The organism is Enterovibrio norvegicus DSM 15893, from assembly GCF_900115495.1.
In the GTDB taxonomy this organism is placed as follows: Bacteria; Pseudomonadota; Gammaproteobacteria; order Enterobacterales; family Vibrionaceae; genus Enterovibrio; species Enterovibrio norvegicus.
Genome location: NZ_FOWR01000037.1, coordinates 13,921 through 34,332, shown reverse-complemented (window position 1 = coordinate 34,332; position 20,412 = coordinate 13,921). Strand labels below are relative to the sequence as shown.

Annotated in this window: 15 protein-coding genes; 10 read left to right on the top strand and 5 right to left on the bottom strand. The window is 48.2% G+C overall.

Annotated features, from left to right (window positions below; genetic code table 11):
* Positions 1-5 precede the first annotated feature (5 nt).
* From BM082_RS19490 to BM082_RS19480, 3 genes are all read right to left on the bottom strand, one after another.
* On the bottom strand, positions 6-2,039 hold the full coding sequence (locus tag BM082_RS19490; RefSeq protein WP_244276053.1) for a tRNA(Met) cytidine acetyltransferase TmcA: 2,034 nt from the start codon (positions 2,037-2,039) through the stop codon (positions 6-8).
* A 105-nt stretch (positions 2,040-2,144) separates the two neighbouring features.
* A complete protein-coding gene (locus BM082_RS19485) occupies positions 2,145-3,110 on the bottom strand; it encodes a ParB/RepB/Spo0J family partition protein (RefSeq protein ID WP_074928275.1) in 966 nt (321 codons plus the stop codon).
* 3 nt (positions 3,111-3,113) lie between these two features.
* Positions 3,114-4,322: an AAA family ATPase gene (locus BM082_RS19480; protein WP_017011717.1), complete on the bottom strand. Its 1,209-nt coding sequence runs from the start codon at positions 4,320-4,322 to the stop codon at positions 3,114-3,116.
* Positions 4,323-5,699: 1,377 nt separating this feature from the next.
* On the opposite strand from BM082_RS19480, the gene BM082_RS19475 reads away from it, so the two are divergent.
* From BM082_RS19475 to BM082_RS19445, 7 genes are all read left to right on the top strand, one after another.
* Positions 5,700-7,682 carry a replication initiator protein RctB domain-containing protein gene (locus BM082_RS19475; RefSeq protein WP_017017392.1) on the top strand — a complete coding sequence of 661 codons (1,983 nt, stop codon included), beginning with the start codon at positions 5,700-5,702 and terminating at the stop codon, positions 7,680-7,682.
* 480 nt (positions 7,683-8,162) lie between these two features.
* Complete coding sequence (locus BM082_RS19470) at positions 8,163-8,525, top strand: hypothetical protein (RefSeq protein ID WP_208862542.1); 363 nt, start codon at positions 8,163-8,165, stop codon at positions 8,523-8,525.
* A 29-nt stretch (positions 8,526-8,554) separates the two neighbouring features.
* Positions 8,555-9,817, top strand: coding sequence for an ABC transporter substrate-binding protein (locus BM082_RS19465; RefSeq protein ID WP_074928269.1), 1,263 nt, complete (start codon positions 8,555-8,557; stop codon positions 9,815-9,817).
* Positions 9,818-9,878: 61 nt separating this feature from the next.
* Positions 9,879-10,799, top strand: a complete 921-nt coding sequence (locus BM082_RS19460) for a carbohydrate ABC transporter permease (RefSeq protein WP_017016754.1) — start codon at positions 9,879-9,881, stop codon at positions 10,797-10,799.
* A 1-nt stretch (position 10,800) separates the two neighbouring features.
* Positions 10,801-11,631: a carbohydrate ABC transporter permease gene (locus BM082_RS19455; protein WP_017016753.1), complete on the top strand. Its 831-nt coding sequence runs from the start codon at positions 10,801-10,803 to the stop codon at positions 11,629-11,631.
* Between the two features lie 7 nt (positions 11,632-11,638).
* Positions 11,639-13,282: an alpha-glucosidase gene (locus tag BM082_RS19450; protein ID WP_074928267.1), complete on the top strand. Its 1,644-nt coding sequence runs from the start codon at positions 11,639-11,641 to the stop codon at positions 13,280-13,282.
* 9 nt (positions 13,283-13,291) lie between these two features.
* A complete protein-coding gene (locus BM082_RS19445; RefSeq protein ID WP_074928264.1) occupies positions 13,292-14,428 on the top strand; it encodes an ABC transporter ATP-binding protein in 1,137 nt (378 codons plus the stop codon).
* Positions 14,429-14,548: 120 nt separating this feature from the next.
* Here the strand turns inward: BM082_RS19445 and BM082_RS19440 are convergent, their stop codons facing one another.
* On the bottom strand, positions 14,549-16,096 hold the full coding sequence (locus BM082_RS19440; RefSeq protein WP_017016338.1) for a glutamate synthase-related protein: 1,548 nt from the start codon (positions 16,094-16,096) through the stop codon (positions 14,549-14,551).
* A 180-nt stretch (positions 16,097-16,276) separates the two neighbouring features.
* Entirely contained in the window at positions 16,277-17,893 is a 1,617-nt protein-coding gene (locus BM082_RS19435; protein WP_074928261.1) for an alpha-amylase family glycosyl hydrolase, read from the bottom strand.
* A 270-nt stretch (positions 17,894-18,163) separates the two neighbouring features.
* Between BM082_RS19435 and BM082_RS19430 the strand changes: the two genes are divergently transcribed.
* The 3 genes from BM082_RS19430 (at position 18,164) to BM082_RS19420 (ending at position 20,323) form a co-directional block, all read left to right on the top strand.
* Positions 18,164-18,589 (top strand): hypothetical protein, encoded by a 426-nt coding sequence (locus BM082_RS19430; protein WP_074928258.1) that lies wholly within the window; start codon positions 18,164-18,166, stop codon positions 18,587-18,589.
* Positions 18,590-18,671: 82 nt separating this feature from the next.
* Positions 18,672-19,037, top strand: coding sequence for a hypothetical protein (locus tag BM082_RS19425; RefSeq protein ID WP_074928254.1), 366 nt, complete (start codon positions 18,672-18,674; stop codon positions 19,035-19,037).
* 296 nt (positions 19,038-19,333) lie between these two features.
* Positions 19,334-20,323 carry a hypothetical protein gene (locus BM082_RS19420; RefSeq protein ID WP_017016142.1) on the top strand — a complete coding sequence of 330 codons (990 nt, stop codon included), beginning with the start codon at positions 19,334-19,336 and terminating at the stop codon, positions 20,321-20,323.
* Positions 20,324-20,412: the final 89 nt, after the last annotated feature.

Sequence of the window (20,412 nt, the reverse complement as noted above, 5' to 3'; positions counted from 1 at the left end):
TTTGTCTAATGGTGTTTTGCGATCCATTGTCGCATCGCTAGTTCCGTGTCTTTACGTCCTTGATACCCAAATTCATTTGCAATGACATCCCAAGACTGTCGATGCAGGACTCGCGCAACCATCAACTGGCAACCTTTGTCTTCGCGCGTAATTGTCTTTGTTTGGCGAGCTAGCCAAGAAACAAGCCATTGCGACAAACTGCCCGTAACCAAATCATAGCCGAGCGCGCCAGACGCAAACAATGCAACCTGTCTATTTTGTGCCTCGGACAGTCTTGCAGGTTCGGCCATTGCACTGAGCAACAAAGCAGAAAGATATGGGTCGAGCTGGCTGAATTGTTCTGATAGTTGAGCATAGAAGTTAGAAGAGTACAGTGCCTGAATATCGTCAAACCATGTTGGCGCAGAAGAGAGTGCCTTTACCATTTGAAGCGAATGCGTGCCGCTTGCCGCATCGCGCTGAATACCTAAACGTGCAGGTATATAACCTTGTGATGACCAAAACTGCCAAAGAGAAGGTGTCACACCAAAGCTGGTTCCCATAACACCAACACCGTCGCGAGCTGCATAGGTCTCTGCGGAGTTCAACAACAAGGTACCAATGCCATTTCGCTGAAATAACGGTAATACGGCAATGCGAGAAACGCGAATGAGTACTGACATTAACGCATCCACCGTACCGGTATGAGACGCCAAACTTTGCGCTAACAAATGACCACGAAGTCTGCGTTTGCCAGCAACAACATCCGACGCCAGCGCTCCATCAAACCCTCCTTCTTTCTGTGCAAGCAAAGCACCGACTAACATGCCATGTGCAAACGCGCCGAACACAGACAGGGATTCATCATCAAGCAACTGCAGTAAATCGTTCGGCGATGTTTGATAGTGTGCTGTCACCAAAATGCTAAACAATTGCCTCAGCGTCGATTCGTCTTTAAGCAACGCATCTCTGTCTACAATGCGCACCGATATCTCATCGATGTTATCGGGATAAAGAGGCTCGGCATCAAACAAGAACGCATCGAACAACCAACGCTCTAGCGGGTCGTCCTGCGCCCATCTGACAGGTTGGTGCAAAGATACTTCCTTCCACCCTTTCGCTTTATCATTTAGAAGGCTTCTAAAACGAAGGCTAAATGCTCTGCCCGTGCCTTCATAACCATGTTCAGTCGTGGAAAATGCAATGCGACTGTAACTCGTCAACATTTGGTTGAGCATAGGAACCGGTATCGCTGCAGCTTCATCAACCAACAACAAATCGCACATTGGCTTGTCTTGAAGCAAAACATCGGGTGCGACAAACTTCAGTTGGCTGCCATTACTGTAAGTCGCCCGATATTTATTGGTCCTCTCACAATCACCGTCAACAAGCGCGTGCTGAAACAGGGTTTCTGCATTAGCAATCGAAGGCGACGTCACCAGTACCGTTTTTACGTCAGACGACAAAATTTGGCCGGCCGCAATGCCCATTGCAGAAGACTTGCCGCGACCACGGTCTGCAACGATGAGCGCAGGACGTCGACGGTGTCCTTTAAGAACCTGTTTGATGGCATCGACAGCACGTTGCTGATCTTGCGTCATGCCAGATGAGGTGAACGACGAGCTGTATTCAGGGACATGTTGTGAGGAGGATATCGACTGAGGAAGGTTCATGCCGCCATGTTGGCTAAAGTAGGCCGCATCGGCATGGTGATAAAAAGTGTTAAAGCGCTGGTAAAAACGGCGTTCGCTCTCCTCTTCACCAACGAGGAAGTAAACCAACTCACCGCCTTTGACGCATCCAGCAATGGCACAGAGCTTTTCGACATCGAAACCTTGGCGGATATCGAGCGCAAGGGAGTGAGTTTCCTGCCCCAATAGGCGTTTGACTTGACGCCAAGGTGTGGCGCCAGGCAATACATTACTAACAATCAATGACGGTGACGCCAACGCCAAAAAGTCAGAAACCGTTACCTCATCGCCAGCGACAAAAACAGGAAATCGAACCACGCGTTTTATCGCGGCATCTTGAAGCAATTGAATAAAATCGTTTGGAGTCACGGTTATGGCCAAGGTTGTCATCTACCTTTTCATCATACCGTATCCAAGAGACAAGCAAAAAAAAACGTGCCATAAGGCACGTTTTGTTTGGTTCAGATTATTCGTTTAGCCAAGTCGAGATTCTATAAAATCAAGAATGGCTTGTGCGTCATCATCGCTCATCTTTTTAAGATTGATAGACAAGGCATCACCTTTACGGCGATAGCTAACACGGCCTTTAATCAGGTCGGTCGCAGGCGATTCTTTCTTCACTGACGGTTTCAGTGACTCACGCCAATCTTCAATAATAATGGTCACTTCACGCGTAATACGGCTAACGCCGTGAGCATCAACAGTTTGCCAAAGTGGCGCTTCGCCAAGCTTTGCAAGAAGTTGTGATTGCTCGTCATGACTTAGTGAGAAGAACAAACGGTGAAGTTTCACAATCGTCGGTCGGCCAAGTTCAGCAACACTTGGGTAGGCTTGAAGCACCGGCAGTGGTAAAGAAGCCGCCTTAAGCGCGCCACTTACCAGCGCTTCGCTGCATTGGCACACTTTCGCCAGCTCTTTTTGATCGAGCACATCACCGCGGTCAAGCATGGCTTGCATCTCTTTACCACGCTCAAACAGTGACAAAGGCTTGTGTGCGTTCGCAACATCAGACAAGAATTTTGCGTGCTTGCTGTTAATGCCTCTGGCGACGTAAACAAGAAAATCTTGTTTCGCCAAAATACACGACATACGACGGCGACTACCGTCGAGCACTTCAATTTTATTACCGTCTAGCCAACGACCAACCGCAGGGTATTGCTGACCGCGGTCCTTCAACGTCACCAAAATATCGGATAAAGCCAGTTCGTTTAGAAACGATTGTTCACGGGCATTTTCTGCAAACACAGAGGTGCGAGAAACCACCTCCCCTGCCGCCACACGCACTAATTCAAATTCAACCGTCGCTTCACCAGCAACAGAAAGCTCAATCACCGCTGCTTTTTCAGAAGCCGCTTTTTGTGCTTCTTGCACAGTGGTTGCACGTCGTTTGTCCGCCTTGCCAAACAAACGCGCGTTCAATTCTGAAGTTTTAATCGCCATTTATCACTCCTGATTTCTCTGCGACCAATGGCTGTGAAGCACGCGTTCTAGCTCCAGCCCTGCACGGTGAACCGCTTCTTGCGCGGTAGATAAGGTTTTTTTGCCGCCTTCAAAGTCTTGTGCGGTCAAATCAAACACAGTGCTATAGGTATCAGCACACGTTTCAAAGGCACGGCTACGAGGAATGGTGGCCATCATCACTTGGTCACTCAACAGATAGTTCATCTCTGTGAGCACAGATACTTGCTTCTTATTGTCGTCCTCAAACATGGTCGGCATCAAGCGAACAAACTCGAGACCCGGCCAATCTTCAGGGAACATTTCGTAAACCGTCGGCAAATGCTGGAAGAAATTCACGGTAGATGCCCAGTCCAAACGCTTAGCTGCACAAGGAATAATTAAGGCATTCGATGCATACATCGCATTCCAAACCAACGGATCGATGTGTGGGCCCGTATCGATCATGATGATGTCGAATTCGTCAGCAATCGTGTCGATCACTTTCTCTTTCAATAACTGAACCACATCCAGCGAGCCGTTAGTCGCCAAGTTTTGCCATGCTTCGGCGTTAAACATTGCGTCTTCAGGGAAGGCAGCAATCGTTTTCAAATTAGGGTATTGCGTCGGCAAGAGAACATTCTTCATCATGAACTCTCTATCGGCGTCTTGTGGTGTATTTTCCAACATCACATCCACCGCCGAGTAAATGCCCTCTTGCTCGTTAACGCTGATCATAGGGTTAAGGAAAAGACGTAAAGAACCCTGTGGATCAAGGTCAATCAGGCAAATGCGGTAGCGTTTTTCAAGGTTCAATGCCATGCAAGCAGCCAAATGAACCGCACTCATGGATTTACCCGTGCCGCCCTTTTGGTTCTGGATATTGATAACCCAAGGCTTATGGCCAGCACCTTTACCCTGATGAAAAGCAGGCATTTTGGCCGCTTCCATAATTTGGTGTGCTTCATCTAAGGTAATAGAGTAATGGTTTGCATTGTTTTTCGTAAACTGATGACCCGCTTCTTCCATGCGGGTAATTGCTTCATCCAACTTACGACGAGTTAACCCTGAACGTGTTTCCATCAGTGCTTTTGACATTGGTGGGAACAGTTGATCATGACGTTCTTCCATCACGATCTCAATGCGGTCGGCTTGAACCTGCTTGGTTTGCTCTGCAATGGACTGCAGATTTTGTATCGTCTTTTCCCTATTCATTTTTCTTTTCGCCATAAAAGAGAATTAACTTAATTGTACAGCACTTTACGGAACGCACAATAAAAAGCTGAACGTACTGCATAAAAAGTAAGAAGGTGCTCACTTTATGACAAAACCTTGAAAAAAATCGACAAAATAATGTGACTTTGTCATGGCGAAAAATCACAGATTTAAAGTGTTACAGCGTCACCTTTTTACAATGTAAACCAATATTACAGACCAAATGCCGATCTTTCTGCGGAACAGTGATAACAATGCGCTAAATTACGGACGTTGTCGGTTCAACTAGTGATCACACTGAAAATCGTCAGTAAAAAACAAATAACATGAAAAAATCATACTAAAAGAGGGCGAACAGGCTTGTTTTGTCGCTTTACTTGATCATGTTTCCGCAACGATGATCAAGAGAGAGGCGGTTTCGAGTATTTACATTGCGAATAGGGCTTCTCAGTTCCTTGATCATCTTTCCAAGTGTAAATGTGAGTTATGGATAAATGATCAAGGCGCTAATGTGCCCAAAATTTCAACGCGAACGAACACACAAAGATCGTATTCCTCCGAATGAATGATCAAGGGGAATAGCAGTGAAAGAGAAACGATAAAACACACCGGAACGATATGAAGTAGCGACAAAATTACGGTACATGCCTTTTCAATACTGGATCTATGGGCTTAACTCAATGAAAAGAAGGCAAAGATGAAGCGAGAACTCGTATTCATATGACAATATTGAAATACAAAGACACTCACTTGATCATTGTTTCGGGCATCGGACACATATTGTCTCCCGTCTAAAATACGTTAGTTGTCGTTTCAATATGTGTAAATGGATTCACATCATCCACCAGCCGCCACCAGTGTCGCTAGAATATTGAGCCATAAAGGCGGAAACATGGTCAAAAAGACGTTCTCTTGATCATTTTTCCAAGGCCAAATAACGGATAAATACAGCATGAAGGGCAGGGGAGCGCAAAGTTATCATTTTGGCTTGTGGATAACATGTGTAATTGCCATGATCATGCTTTAGGAGGTTCGATGATCACGTTTTCGATATCCTGATGATCATCGTTTCATGCTGCTAATGATCATGCTTTCAAGTGTTTAATGATCATCTTTCCAAGCACACCATGATCATGCTTTCGATCTGGCTCTATTTTTACCTTCTTACTATCAATCACTTACAAACTTATGAACGGCCAGATCATAAGATCATATAATCAGTAAGATCATACTTAATCAAAAAGATCAGTTAAAAGGGAACAATAAAAAAGATCTTCCTTTCTTATTTTTTTTCTATTAATCTTCTCGGAAAGATGGCTCAATTACGGCCACATGTATTCTGATAACTCTACAGGCTTAACAAGGAGCTGTGGCACGATGGCCTCAAGTCCCTCGGAAAAAATTCTGATCCCCGCACCACGATCACACAAGGATGGTCACCTTTTCGAAGTACACGCGCAATTGATCGATTGGTTACCCCAATACGAGCATTTCCGTGGTGTAACCAAAAGCATTCTTGAACTGCTTAATCTTATCTCACTAAGAGGCTTTGCTTCAAAAGACGGCGTGGTCTCTACCACAGAGCTTGTTGAAGCAACAGAAGGCCAATTAACACGCGCTGCCATTCAGCAACGCTTGAGAGCTGCGGTACAAATTGGTTTGTTTACACAGCAAGGTGTGAGATTCGAAGAGGGGTTGGCGGGCAAAACCATGTTGCACCGTTTTGTGAACCCAAGCCAGTTGATCTCAGTGCTAGGCTCAGCAGGCCTGCAATCGGAAAGAACCAAAGTGATGGAAAAGCAAAAGCGTTCTAAAGCGCTGGCGCAGAATCACGTCAACAAGCAACTGCTTAGCGAGCATGGTTTGGGTATACCGCCATCGATGCAAGATGAGAAAGATCACATTGTGATCGCGCCAACCAGTTGGGCTGGGATCATCGACCAAGCACTGGCACCGCCAAGAACGAAAAAAAGTTACCAAAAGTCGATGGTGGCGATCAGCGGCACCAAAGCGATCATTGAAACGCGATCGTCAAAGTCGATCATGACGGTTGATGATCTGATGACCTTGTTCGCATTGTTTACGTTGACCGTGCAGTACCATGATCATCATTTGCCAAACTACGAACTACAAACACAGAAAGTTGGGAATAAGACGCCAGTCTATATCACGGACATTCTGTCACTGCGCGGCAAAAAGGACAGCGGGCCTGCACGTGATTCAATCCGTGAGAGCATCGATCGCATCGAATTTACTGACTTCCAGCTTCATGAACTGACCGGACGTTGGTTGAGTGAAAATATGCCTGAAGGCTTTAAAAGTGATCGTTTTCGCTTTATTGCCCGCACCATCACTGCGTCTGAAGAAGCACCGCGTGAAGGTGAAGATGGCGAAATTCGCATTAAGCCTAATTTGTACATCCTGGTCTGGGAGCCGTCATTTTTCGAAGAATTGATGACGCGTGATTACTTTTTCTTGTTCCCACCGGAGATCTTGCGCCAGCATACCTTGGTATTCCAGCTCTACAGCCTCTTCAGAAGCCGCCTGTCGCGTCGATTGGAAGATTCCATGACATTGAGTGACCTAAACCAGAAAATGGCTAGAAACATCGAATGGCGACGTTTTTCGAGTGATTTGATCAGAGAGCTGCGAAAACTGGCAAAAAAGGAAACGCAAACCGACGATGTCTTTGCGGTTAACTTGTGGGGTTACCACTTAACCGTGTACCAACTCGACAACGACAAGAAGCACCCAGACTACCGTTTAGACATCAAATGTAATGTCGACGAGGTGATCCGTTTTTCTCGTGCCAAAACGTACAACGAAGGGAAGCGCTCCTTGGCTCCCACCATGCCAAACCCCCTTCGCAATGAGATCATGCCAAAGCAAGACCTTGATCAGCTTTCCGAGATCATTGACGGTGAATTCGAACCGATTCAGCGTAAAGAGAAGCGGGGAGGGCGATTGGGACGCCGCGTTAAGCTGCGTAAGCATCTGGTTGAAATCAATGCTGATGAACTGACGATCACCTTGTCAAAATACACCTCGCCAGAGGCGATGCAACGCAGTATTACCGCGTTGTCGGCCATGACAGGGCACCCTGCGGCGACAATCACCGAAGAATGTCAAAGCTACATGGACAAATTGGATTGGTTACGTGTGGACGGCGAAATCATGTCATACGAAACCTTGAGCCGCACGATCGAGTTTTACAACAGCCAGAACGAAGCGGGGCATTTGTCGATTGAGCGCTTAATCTCTGGTTTGGCGGTACGCCGTAAGGTATGTCGTCAGGTATTTGATGGCCATTTAGATGGCACGGTGTTAGCCGTTTTAGACGAAGTGGCTGCCGGAGGATAAGACAAAAGGGTGAGAGAAAATGACCAAGCGTTGACAAAACGCTGACATGTACGCACGGCCTGCCTACTAGGATTATTAGCGAATAGATACCTTTGTCCTATTGGCATCCGGGCTCCCACCCGATGCAAATTTTGCTAACCCTTTCACGAGCCTACTCCGGCTCGTTTTTTTTGCCTGTCGTTTAGGATTCCTGCCTAAATAGCTGTTCAAATTTGATTCGAAATCACTACTGATAAATTAATTTTTAAGCGAGTGATCCAGCTCTCATCGGTATATTGCAAATATGTTAACGCGGTGATAGCGTTTTAGATTGAGTCGCAGATATCGACTTGCCGCCCACGTGGCAAAGCGCACGCAATATCTACCACCCCTAAAAATTCAAGAATTTGGTTGTCACCCCGGAAGGGATGTGTGCTGTGAGTGGGCCGCTGCGTGCGTATTTTCACCGGTCAATGATCCTTAAGGAACACTGTGGCATCCATGATCCCGTCAGCCGCTGACATAAAAAATTTCAAGCGGTTAGCTAAACAACAAAAACGTATCTTGCAGTGTTCTCACATGCAGGCGTTGGAGTTTGTTGCGCGTCAGCACGGGTACGACAGCTGGCATCAAGTGCTCAAAATTGCCGATCAGGGAATTTTGTTTCAGATCCCAGATGACACCACGAATGCGCAACGTGTTCTGCTAGATAACCCCTTATACTCGTCCGTTCCGGTCGGGTGGTTGATCGGTCGAAAACCCTACCCAGACTTTGCTCTCCGCCAAGACGACTGTGCTTTACCAGACAAAATGACAGAGCTGGAAGTACCATCTTCTCGTTGGCAAGCGGAAAAGAAAGTGTAACGCCGGGATGACGCGACAGGGAGTTATCCATGAAACGTTCGATCTTCGGAGCTGTTGTTGCTTCAACTCTTTTGAGCTTTAGCGCGCAAGCGGAAACGATTTCTATCTCATGTGGTGCAGTTGGGCAAGAGCTTGAGCTGTGTCAACAAGGCATTGCTGCATGGGAAAAGGAAACAGGCCACACGGCCAAAATCGTCACCACCCCCAATTCAACCACTGAACGTCTTGCGCTCTATCAGCAGCTTCTTGCTGCGGGTGCGAATGACATCGACGTCTTCCAAATTGATGTGATTTGGCCCGGTATTCTCGGTAATCATTTTATCGATCTGACTGAATACACCAACGGTGCGCAAGATGCCCATTTCCCAGCCATCGTGGCGAACAACACAGTGAGAGATCGCTTTGTTGCAATGCCTTGGTTTACCGATGCTGGCGTACTGTATTACCGGTCTGATCTGCTTGAGAAATACGACGAAGCGCCACCTGTCACGTGGGAACAACTGACGACAACCGCTGAAAAGGTGATGAATGGTGAACGCGAAGCAGGCAACGACAAAATGTGGGGCTTTGTATGGCAAGGCCGTGCCTATGAAGGTTTAACCTGTGATGCCCTCGAGTGGGTCGCCTCCTACAACGGTGGCACCATTGTTGATGAAAAGGGCAACATTACCATTAACAATGACAGCGCTAAACAAGCGCTGACCACGGCGGCGGGTTGGGTCGACACCATTTCCCCTCCAGGCGTACTGAACTACGGCGAAGAAGAAGCACGTGGGGTTTTCCAAACGGGGAATGCCGTGTTCATGCGTAACTGGCCGTATGCATGGTCTTTGGGTAACAGCGAAGATTCGCCTGTTAAAGGCAAGATCGGTGTTGTTGCACTGCCAAAAGGCGGTGAAGACGGCAGCCATGCGGGCACCTTGGGTGGTTGGCAGTTGGCGGTATCCAAATACTCTGCAAACCCTGACGTGGCTGCAAGCCTCGTTAATTATCTCACCTCTTTTGAAGAGCAAAAGCGCCGCGCAATCGTCGGGTCGTATAACCCAACCATTGAAGCGCTTTACCAAGACGAAGATGTCCTTACCGCTGTGCCTTTCTTTGGCAGCTTGTACACCACCTTTGCAAACGGCACACCACGTCCGTCGTCTGCAACGGGCGCGAAGTACAACCAAGTCTCTAATGCATTCTGGAACGCCACACACGGCGTGTTGTCAGGGCGCACTGATGCCGATGCGGCATTGACCAAATTACAAAAAGATCTGAAACGCATTAGCCGTGGTGGTCGTTGGTAATTCTTTGTTATAGCCATCAAACGCGCTGAGCGTTTGATGGCGCTATTCAAAAGGACATTCTATGGAACAGACCAGCGCACTCACGCGGAAACGCGTACGCGCCGCCTGGTGGTTTCTAACGCCAATGCTCATTACGCTTGCCATGGTGGCAGGTTGGCCATTGCTAAGGACGTTTTGGTTCAGTTTGACCAATGCGACCTTGGATGGCAGCGGCGTTACTGAGTTTATTGGCTTTGATAACTACCTCATCTACGAAGACGGCGAATTTTACGGCATCTTGGTTGATCCGACATGGTGGCAAGCTGTGTGGAACACGCTCTATTTTGCCATTGTCTCCGTCAGCTTAGAGACCATGTTGGGCATCATTGTTGCGCTCGTACTGAACACCAAGTTCAAAGGACAAGGTTTGGTGCGTGCGGCGGTCTTGGTGCCATGGGCGATCCCGACTATCGTCTCCGCCAAAATGTGGGGCTGGATGCTTCACGATCAATTCGGGATCGTGAACGACTTTCTCATGACCTTTGGCTTGATCGCCGCGCCGCTGGCTTGGACAGCAGACAGTGATCTCTCATTGAACGTGGTGATTGCAGTCGATGTGTGGAAAACCACGCCATTCATGGCGTTGCTTATTCTCGCCGCCCTGCAAATGCTGCCGTCTGACTGCTACGAAGCTGCGAAAATTGATGGCATTCATCCGCTCAAAGTGTTCTTCAAAGTCACGTTGCCACTCATCATGCCTGCCGTGATGGTGGCTGTGGTATTCCGTGCCTTGGATGCGTTGCGGGTGTTTGATTTGATTTATGTACTCACACCGTCCAACGAACAAACCATGTCGATGTCGATTTATGCTCGGCAAAATTTGGTGGATTTCCAAGACGTGGGTTACGGCTCCGCAGCCTCAACACTTCTCTTCCTAATCGTTGCACTGTGCACCATCGCGTATTTATACGTTGGGCGAAAAAGCATGAATGAGGGATCCTAATATGTCGAAGAAATGGTATTGGCAAGTCGGCTTTTACCTCTTGGTTGCAGCCATTGTGTTGTTCTCCGTCTTCCCGTTCTATTACGCCATTGTCACCTCGTTCAAGTCAGGATCTGCCTTGTTTGAAGTGGAATATTTCCCGTCAGTGTTTGACTGGGCGAACTACGCCAACGTCTTCTCTGGTGGCACGTTTGGGCGAAACCTCCTGAACTCCGTCATGGTGTCGACCGTCGTGGTGGCGATTTCATTGTTACTGGGTGTGACGGCGTCTTACGCGCTGGGCCGCATTCGCTTCCGTGGTCGAAACATCGTCTTGATGACCATCCTTGGGGTCTCGATGTTCCCGCAGGTGGCGGTTTTGTCAGGCTTGTTTGAGCTGATTCGCGCCATGGGGCTATATAACTCCATGCCGGGGTTGGCATTGGCCTACATGATATTCACCCTGCCGTTCACCGTGTGGGTGCTGACAACCTTCATGCAGCAATTGCCGCTTGAACTTGAAGAAGCCGCCATTGTTGATGGTGCGACGCCGTGGCAAATCATCGTCAAAGTCTTGATGCCGCTGTTGTGGCCTGCATTGGTCACAACGGGCCTGTTGGCATTTATCGCAGCGTGGAACGAATTCTTGTTCGCGCTCACCTTCACACTCACCAACGAACAGCGCACTGTGCCTGTTGCTATCGCGCTTATTTCGGGTGCGGGTCAATACGAATTGCCGTGGGGCACCATCATGGCTGCGTCCGTTATCGTGACCGTTCCACTTATCGTTATGGTGTTGGTGTTCCAACGACGCATTGTATCTGGCCTCACCGCAGGCGCAGTTAAGGGATAAATAAAACATGAAAGATCAACAATTGCCTTGGTGGCGCGGGGCAGTCATTTATCAGATTTACCCACGTAGCTTTAGCGATGCTAACCAAGATGGCATCGGGGATTTGCCGGGGATAACCCAGCAACTTCCGTATGTGGCGGCGCTGGGGGCGGAAGCGATCTGGCTATCGCCGTTTTTCCATTCGCCCATGAAAGATTTTGGCTATGACGTCTCTGACTACTGCGACGTGGATCCGCTGTTTGGATCCTTGGATGATTTCAGAACGCTGATCAAGGTGGCGCACGAGCTTGGCTTGAAAGTCATGATCGACCAAGTGTTGAGTCATACCTCTGACGAGCACGCTTGGTTTCAAGAAAGTCGCCAAAGCAAAGATAACCCGAAAGCGGATTGGTATGTCTGGGCAGATCCAAAGCCGGATGGCACGCCGCCAAACAACTGGTTATCTATCTTTGGCGGTTGTGCATGGCAGTGGGAAAGCCGCCGCCAGCAGTACTACCTTCATAACTTCTTGGTTAGCCAGCCCGATCTGAATTTCCATAACCCAGAAGTGGTTAAGCATCTGCTGGAAACGGTGAAGTTCTGGCTTGATTTAGGCGTGGATGGGTACCGACTCGATACGGTGAATTTCTACACCCACGATCGCTTGTTACGCGATAACCCGCCGCTGTCAGAAGGGGACACCAAATCTTTGGGTGTACCGGGGACCAATCCTTACTCCATGCAGCGTCACCAATATGACATTTCACAGCCTGAAAACTTGTCGTTCCTGAAAAAGCTGCGTCAGTTGCTCGACCAATATGACGACATCACGACCGTCGGGGAGATCGGTGACGACAATCCTCTGGCATTGATGGCGGAGTACACGAGCGGCAACGACAAGCTGCACATGGCGTACACCTTCGACCTGCTGAATGTGCACCGTACACCGGCTTACTTGGCCTCGGTGATTGAGAACATTGAAGCTGCGATTGGCGATGGTTGGCCGTGTTGGGCGCTGTCGAACCACGACGTGGTGCGTGCTATCACCCGTTGGGGGGAAAACGAAGCGGATCAGCACGCTTACGGCAAAGTGCTGCTCGCTTTGTTGACCTCATTGCGCGGCAGTGTGTGTTTGTATCAAGGGGAAGAGCTTGGTTTGCCGGAAGCAGAGATCCCGTTTGAGAAGATCCAAGACCCGTATGGCATCCCTTTCTGGCCGGAATACAAAGGCCGTGATGGTTGTCGCACGCCGATCCCTTGGGTGGCTGGCTCTGAAAACGCAGGCTTTAGCCATGTGCAGCCTTGGTTGCCTGTTGATGATCGCCATGTGCCGCTCTCGGTGGACGCGCAAGAAACATTGAGTACCAGCATGTTGGCCCACTACCGCACATTCCTGCGTTGGCGTAAGCAGCACCCAGCGTTGGTGCACGGCGACATCAGTGATGTGAAGGCCAATGATCAAGGGCTGCAATTTGTCCGTACAGACACGCAATCGCCCAATAACGCGCGCGTACTGGTGGTGCTCAATCTGTCTGATGCGCCGATGACAGTATCGCTCCCGAAAGGCACTTGGCGCGCCTTGGACGGGCATGGTTTCACCTTCGACCTTAGCAACGAGAAGGTTAGCGTTCCGCCCTATCAGGCGGCATTTGCAACAGATTCAACCGGGTAAGGATGCAGTATGGCTGAGGTAGTTTTAAATAAAGTGAATAAGAAGTTCGGCAAAGTCCACGTCACCAAGGATGTTGATTTGCACATCAACAAAGGTGACTTCGTGGTGTTTGTTGGGCCATCGGGTTGCGGTAAATCAACGCTTCTTCGTTTGATCGCAGGCTTGGAAGACATCACTGAAGGTGTGTTGAGCATTGATGGTGAAGTGTGTAACGACTTGCCACCGCCTGAGCGCGGCATTGGCATGGTATTTCAGTCCTACGCGCTGTACCCGCACATGACGGTTTATGAGAACATGGCGTTTGGCCTGCAATTGGCAAAAACAGACGCCAATGCGGTGAAAGACAAAGTGATGGGCGTGGCGAAAGCGCTGCAACTTGAGCCTTTGCTTGAGCGTAAACCGAAAGAGTTGTCGGGCGGTCAGCGTCAACGTGTGGCCATTGGCCGTGCGATTGTGCGTGAGCCAAAAGTCTTCTTGTTTGATGAGCCATTGTCGAATTTGGATGCCTCTTTGCGTGTGCAAATGCGCATGGAAATCGCGCGTCTTCACGAGCGTTTGGGTGCAACGATGATCTACGTAACGCACGATCAAGTCGAAGCCATGACACTCGCGACCAAGATCGTGGTGCTTGATGCGGGCCGCGTAGAGCAAGTGGGATCGCCGCTTGAGCTCTACAACCACCCTGCAAATACTTTTGTTGCGGGCTTTATCGGTTCACCAAAAATGAATTTTTTGACGGCCGACATCGTGGAAACCGGCGAAATCACGACACGGGTGAAAATTCACCGCGGGCAAGAAATCGTGGTATCGGCAGATACCCGCAATGCAAAGGTTGGCGACCCAGCAGTGATCGGTATTCGCCCTGAACACATTCAGTTTGGCGAAAAGGATGCGATTAAAGAAGGCGGCGTTGAACTGAGTGTGGTGGAGCAGTTGGGGAACGAATGCCTGATGTACTTCAGTACGCCGCAGAGCAATGAGCCTGTGGTTATTCGCGTGGAAGGGCAAACCACCATCAAAGCGGGTGATAAGCGTTGTATCGAATTCCCAGCGGACTACTGCCATCTGTTCGATAAAGACGGTAAAGCCTACCCACGTTCAGTGGTCGGTGAAACCAAACTGTCATTGGTGGTGGGGGGCGATTAAACGTTCATTGTGTGTTTAGTGAGCAAAGCCGCAGGGTCAAGTGGCTAGGTGACTAACGCAATGATCCTTAAACGAAAAAGGCAGGGATCATCCCTGCCTTTTTTGCTTAGAGTTTGCACATTACCACGATCGTGCACCCACGCCGGAATATGGGATCCCAGTGAGCTCAGCCATGTCTTTATGGAATGTCGCCAGATCATCAATCACGAACTTACCGAGGTGATCGTGTCCACATGCTCTTGCCATGACTTGCATCAAATGCGTAGAAGCGTTGAAGAAGTTCTGTAAACGCTCAGCGCCTACATCAACATTCATGCGTTTGCGAAGCTCTGGATCTTGCGTAGCAATGCCTGATGGACACATGTTGGAGTTACACATACGCGCACCTACACAACCAATGGCTTGCATTGCACTGTTGGACAACGCAATACCGTCTGCACCCAATGCCAAGGCTTTTACAAAGTCACTCGGCACACGCAAACCACCCGTGATGATGAGCGTCACGCCGTTTACACCTTGCGAATCAAGGAAGTGACGAGCACGTGCTAACGCAGGAATGGTGGGGACACTGATGTGATCGCGGAACATCACTGGCGCAGCGCCCGTACCGCCGCCACGACCATCAAGGATGATGTAGTCAGCCCCCGCTTCTAATGCGAACGCCATGTCGCGCTCAACGTGGTTGGCGCTGAGTTTGAAACCAATCGGAATGCCGCCACTTTCTTTTCTTACATCATCCGCGAAACGCGCAAAATCCGCGGCGGTTTTCATGTCCGTAAAGGTTGAAGGCGAAATCGCATCTGTGCCTTCGGCAATGCCGCGGACTTGAGATATTTTCCCTTTGTTTTTGATGCCGGGGAGGTGCCCGCCTGTCCCCGTTTTTGCGCCTTGGCCACCTTTAAAATGGAAGGCTTGGACTTTTTTCATCAAGTCCTTGTTGTAGCCAAATTCCGCACTGGCAAGTTCATAGAAATAACGGCTGTTTGCTGCCTGCTCTTCGGGCAGCATGCCACCTTCACCGGAACAAATGCCTGTCCCTGCCAACTCTGCGCCTTTTGCAAGCGCGACTTTCGCTTCTTCAGACAGCGCACCGAAGCTCATGTCAGAGACAAACAGTGGCGTTTTTAATGTCAGCGGCTTTTTCGCATTCGGGCCAATCACCAATTCTGTGCCAACCGGGGCATCATCCAGCAATGGCTTCGCCGCCATTTGCGCCACCATGATCTGGATTTGGTCCCATTCAGGCAATTGATAGCGCGGCACACCCATCGACGTCATAGGACCGTGATGACCAAATTTGGTAAGACCATCTTTCGCAAGCTGGTGGATAAGCTCGACGTTCGGTTCTTCTTTGGTCGCTTTCGCTGCAGGTTGTGTGGCAGCATCGGTAACGATCACTTCTGGTGCAGGTTTACCAACGTCTTCTGCGGTATAGCGCGTATGGGTGCCATCGCAAAACGGCATGTTGGCGGAGTGTTTACAGGCGCAGAAATACGCTTCACCGTCTTTCTCTGCTTTGTAGGAGAGCGGCGTAATGCCAGTGCCAGCATGAGAGCCATCACAGTAGGGCTGAGAGGCTGATTTACCACAGCGACAGTAGTAATACTCTTTGCCTTTTTCGAGGTCGACTTTTGTAGGTTTGTTATCAAACACGACAGGGTCTGTCATCGTTCGCTCCTTTTAATGACATTGGTTCCAGTGTCCAAGCTTGTAAGGTTTTTAGGGGTGCTTGGTGATAACAGTATGGATGTTTGTTCTTCTTTTTGGGTGTTCAATAATGAGCTTTATCTAAATTAGCAGGCTATTTTGAAGGGAGCTTCCTAATGAACAATTGATGCGAATAAACAACTAGTTGCTATGCAGTTCACCCACCCAAACTTGCCAAGGAGAAAGATGTAGCACGTCATTTTCTGTTGGTGCTGAAACATGCATATGAGGCAGAGGAAGCGTTTGTGCTGGGCTTGGAAGGTTTAGGCGGATCGTCGCCTCTTGGTTAGAGCCGTTGATGGCAATCACCAAGGTTTGGGATTCATGATGGCGCTCAAACACCATGAGTGCTTCGTTGAACGCCAGTATGCGACAACTGCCTTCTCGCAATGCTGGTTGTTGCTGTCGCCAAGCAAGCATTTCACGGGTGAAGTTGAGGGTTGAGTGTGGGTCTTGCTGCTGTGCATCTATAGAAAACGCGTTGTGCTCGTCATCAATGGGGAGCCATGGTGATTGGGTGCTGAATCCAAAGAAGGGGGCATTTTCTTTCCAAGGGAGCGGTGTGCGGCATCCATCTCTCCCCACATAGTTGGCAATGACTTGCTGACCAAATAAATCTTTACGATCTGACGGGGAAACATGTGCCTCGGGCAAGCCCAACTCTTCGCCTTGATAAATACTTATCACGCCTTGTAATGAGCAAAGCAAGGTCAGCAGCATTTTCGCTGCGGTAGGTTGATTGTTCGCATGCTGCCAGCGAGACACCGTGCGCGCAATATCATGATTCCCCAACCCCCAGCAACCGACGCCCGGATGAACGGCATTGAAAAACGCGGTAAATTGCTCGCCCACTTGTTGTACATTTTGGCAAAGGCTTAGTGATTCAAAAATATTGGCAGCATCAAGGGCATCCCCTTCGCTGGTGTAGCGATCAATCACGGCATACGGAGAGGGGTCACTCAATGACCCAAGCAGCCATTTTTTCTCATCATACCCATCCGCAATCACCCGTAATTGTTTAAGCAAGTGAATGTTTTCAGGACGGCTGATGTTGTATCGCTGACTTTGATAGCGGTAAGGATCGCTTCTGGCTTCATCTTGCCAACCCAAGTGGCGAGGCGGATTGTTACGCAGCTTATCGTCGTGTAAAAACAGGTTCACGGAATCAAGGCGAAGCCCCGCAATGCCGGTATCGAGCCAAAAGCGCACATCTTTCATCAACTGACGGACAACATGTGGGTTGCGGTAGTTTAAGTCGGGCTGATTACTGAGGGTGTTATGCAAGTAATATTCACCACGTGTTGGGTGCCAACGCCATGCCGATTCCCCAAAAATGGTGAGCCAGTTATTAGGTGGTGTGCCATCTGCACGCGCAGGTGCCCAAACATACCATTCCGCTTTTTCGCTGGTTTTGCTGCTCGCGCTTTCCAAGAACCAAGGATGTTTACTCGAGGTATGATTCGCCACGAAATCCAGAAAAACCGCAATGCCGCGTGCTTTGGCTTCTTCCACCAGCGCGGTGAATGTCGACATGTCGCCGTATTCAGGGTTGATCGCACTGAGGTTGGTAATGTCATAACCGAAATCGCTCAATGGCGATTCAAAAATGGGTGATAACAAGATCCCGTCAACATTGAGCCAAGCAAAATAGTCCAGCTTTTTCCGAATACCATCAAGATCGCCAACGCCGTCGCCATTGCTGTCGAAGAAACTTCTAACGTAAATGTGGTAGAGAATGGGGGATGCACTTAGTTTCATTGTTTTTCTTTATTTCATAGCGAGTTAACCATCATAGCGTAGCGCAAGAGTGCACCATATTGGTGGTTTATTATGTGGACTTTCGGTTTACAGTGTAAATGTCACACATTTTTAATCTTCTAATATTTAAGGAAATATTTTCCTTCAAGTATGCCAAGCCAAACTTATTTAAATCGTCATGAGGAGCCTACTTTGCACACCATCTGTTAATCACTTAAGCTGAACATCTGGGCTGGGAGATGCCTGTTATCGCGACATAATGGAGTAACTATGGGTGTGTATCGCTTGATTTTGGTTGGATTCGTATTAGTCGTTGTTGGTTGTGCCAGCACGTCAGAGAGCGACTCAATAGACCAATGCTCAAATAAAACACTAGGGTCTTTGAGTAAAGAACTGAAAATGATGGGGAAACCCGAGAGCGACGAAATGGCAGCCCACACCGTTTCTCAATATGTCTATCGAGCGGCAAAGGTGGCAGCTCAAGATGGTTATGACAAGTTCGCCCTCATAAATATTCCGCTGTGTGATAAGCCCGCCAACATAGGCGTGTTCATGCATGATAACCAACAAGAGTTGCAGGGCTTTATGAGGCGATTCGGTGGGACAAAAGGTCTAGAGTTGTTAGGTGTGTTTAACACAATGGACTATCAAGGAAAGAGATATCTTGATGTTCGTAGTGTACCAGGTGCGGCTTAGCCTATTACGCGCACACAACTCCCTTTAGGAGGTTTTTTATGGGGCTGGGTAGCACCCATCATGTCAATGTTAGGTAAAGCATATGAATTTTGATGTAGAGCGATTCAAGCGTTCTTGTGTTTATCAGGTTGCTATTGATATCGAAACCAATACCGTCGAGATAGGGTTCAGTTGGTACCCTGATAAGACTGAAAGTCTGATACTCATAGGTCTTCTATCTATGAGTTATCAACCTGACTTCACTGACGAACCGCCATGGATGTGCCTTGATTTTAGTGTCGAGTTCATCCATTCGATGGATGAACTCGAACAAAGTGAAGTACTTTGGGAAAAGGGGGCGAATGCGTTAAAAGACCTTAGTTTTCCGATATACAGGTTCCATGCAGGCTCTGCTGATTTTGTATTTTCGGCTGTTTGCCAAGAAATTGAAGTGTCTTGCATTAGCTGATTTCATTGAACAAAATTTTTCTAACCGACATTACCCCATTTAGACTTTGCATACCCTGTGAGTTCATAAACATGCCAAATTAATATGTGTTCCAAGAGCACTTAAGTCTAGAAAAAACCTCCTTTAAGCCATAACTCCGACCGATGAACTCTCTGTCGCTGAATGTCAGGGAGGTGTTGGTTACTGAGCTTCACTGCGATTTGATAGTGAGGTTCTATGAGAGTGACAACAGGACTTCTTAGCGTTGAAGTCGTATTACCTCACCTATGGATAGTTTCATTAGATAAGGATATGAAATGAAAAGTTTCCGATTTTTCTTTTTGGTTACGTCTGTCATTTTGCTGTCTGCTTGTTCGTCCAACAAGTTCGAACAGGTGCCTATGACACTCGATGTCAAAGGGGAAAAGAAATTGGACGCTGGCATCGCTTACTTGTTGGGGGTTGACGATGGTGTCTATGCGGCTCATGACTTCAAGGGTTATGACCAACTCCTCGTGTTGTCATCAGCTCTAGAGCTTTTAGAAAGTAGAGATTTCGATGATTTTTCTATTTTTATCAAGGACGAAAAGAACGATGAAGTAATTAGCATATTTGGTGACAACAAAAACAAATTTGTTTTCAACTTCATTAAGAAAAATGAAGAATACACGTTTATTACAGAGAAAGATGGCCGGACATCAGCCTATTACACTGAGTGGCATTTTTTTGATAACACGATGATTAATTTCTCCAGAGGTAGTCCGGTACGTATTTACAAATTACCGAGCTTTGAACTGAAAAAAGAAATACCAGCTTTGTTGCGAGGCTTTCGGGTTCACCATGCTCTCTCTGAATCCAAAGAATTTCTACATATCTTACAACAGGATGGTAATAACCATAAGGTCATCGACTTAGACGATGGCGTTATCCTGTCTGATGGATATGTTGCAATGACCGACAGGAGTGAGAAGGTTGTTGGAGCGATGAAGTTTCATGATGACATCGTTATTTTTATGAGAGGTAATAAGTTAGTGCAAGTGGATGAGCGTGGAAACTTCATCAAGGCGTTGCCTCTTCATGTTAGCGTGGAGTCATTCGGTCAAGTGGGTGATTGTTTGTCTATTGGTACCGTTGATGGCCATATTGGCTTCATTACCAAAGACCTCTCAACGATTTACGTTACTCAGCAAGTTCATAACGGCTGGGTTTCGCACGTCACTACAGACCTAGAAGGTGTTGGCTACTCCGCTGGCGTAGACAGAAAAGTAGTGTCATGGCCCGTACCTGATATGTGTTTATCAAACTGAACCTTTTCACCTAATCTCCTTTAATACTGCCCGCGCTACCGTGCGGGCATGCACACTGGAACTCTGATTTTCACCACTGAACTCTTTTC

What these genes read in the sequence shown, in the direction of transcription:
- BM082_RS19485 (WP_074928275.1), bottom strand. Translation starts at nt 3,110, where the DNA reads ATGGCGATTAAAACTTCAGAATTGAACGCGCGTTTGTTTGGCAAGGCG.
- BM082_RS19480 (WP_017011717.1), bottom strand. Translation starts at nt 4,322, where the DNA reads ATGAATAGGGAAAAGACGATACAAAATCTGCAGTCCATTGCAGAGCAA.
- BM082_RS19475 (WP_017017392.1), top strand. Translation starts at nt 5,700, where the DNA reads ATGGCCTCAAGTCCCTCGGAAAAAATTCTGATCCCCGCACCACGATCA.
- BM082_RS19470 (WP_208862542.1), top strand. Translation starts at nt 8,163, where the DNA reads ATGATCCCGTCAGCCGCTGACATAAAAAATTTCAAGCGGTTAGCTAAA.
- BM082_RS19465 (WP_074928269.1), top strand. Translation starts at nt 8,555, where the DNA reads ATGAAACGTTCGATCTTCGGAGCTGTTGTTGCTTCAACTCTTTTGAGC.
- BM082_RS19460 (WP_017016754.1), top strand. Translation starts at nt 9,879, where the DNA reads ATGGAACAGACCAGCGCACTCACGCGGAAACGCGTACGCGCCGCCTGG.
- BM082_RS19455 (WP_017016753.1), top strand. Translation starts at nt 10,801, where the DNA reads ATGTCGAAGAAATGGTATTGGCAAGTCGGCTTTTACCTCTTGGTTGCA.
- BM082_RS19450 (WP_074928267.1), top strand. Translation starts at nt 11,639, where the DNA reads ATGAAAGATCAACAATTGCCTTGGTGGCGCGGGGCAGTCATTTATCAG.
- BM082_RS19445 (WP_074928264.1), top strand. Translation starts at nt 13,292, where the DNA reads ATGGCTGAGGTAGTTTTAAATAAAGTGAATAAGAAGTTCGGCAAAGTC.
- BM082_RS19440 (WP_017016338.1), bottom strand. Translation starts at nt 16,096, where the DNA reads ATGACAGACCCTGTCGTGTTTGATAACAAACCTACAAAAGTCGACCTC.
- BM082_RS19435 (WP_074928261.1), bottom strand. Translation starts at nt 17,893, where the DNA reads ATGAAACTAAGTGCATCCCCCATTCTCTACCACATTTACGTTAGAAGT.
- BM082_RS19430 (WP_074928258.1), top strand. Translation starts at nt 18,164, where the DNA reads ATGGGTGTGTATCGCTTGATTTTGGTTGGATTCGTATTAGTCGTTGTT.
- BM082_RS19425 (WP_074928254.1), top strand. Translation starts at nt 18,672, where the DNA reads ATGAATTTTGATGTAGAGCGATTCAAGCGTTCTTGTGTTTATCAGGTT.
- BM082_RS19420 (WP_017016142.1), top strand. Translation starts at nt 19,334, where the DNA reads ATGAAAAGTTTCCGATTTTTCTTTTTGGTTACGTCTGTCATTTTGCTG.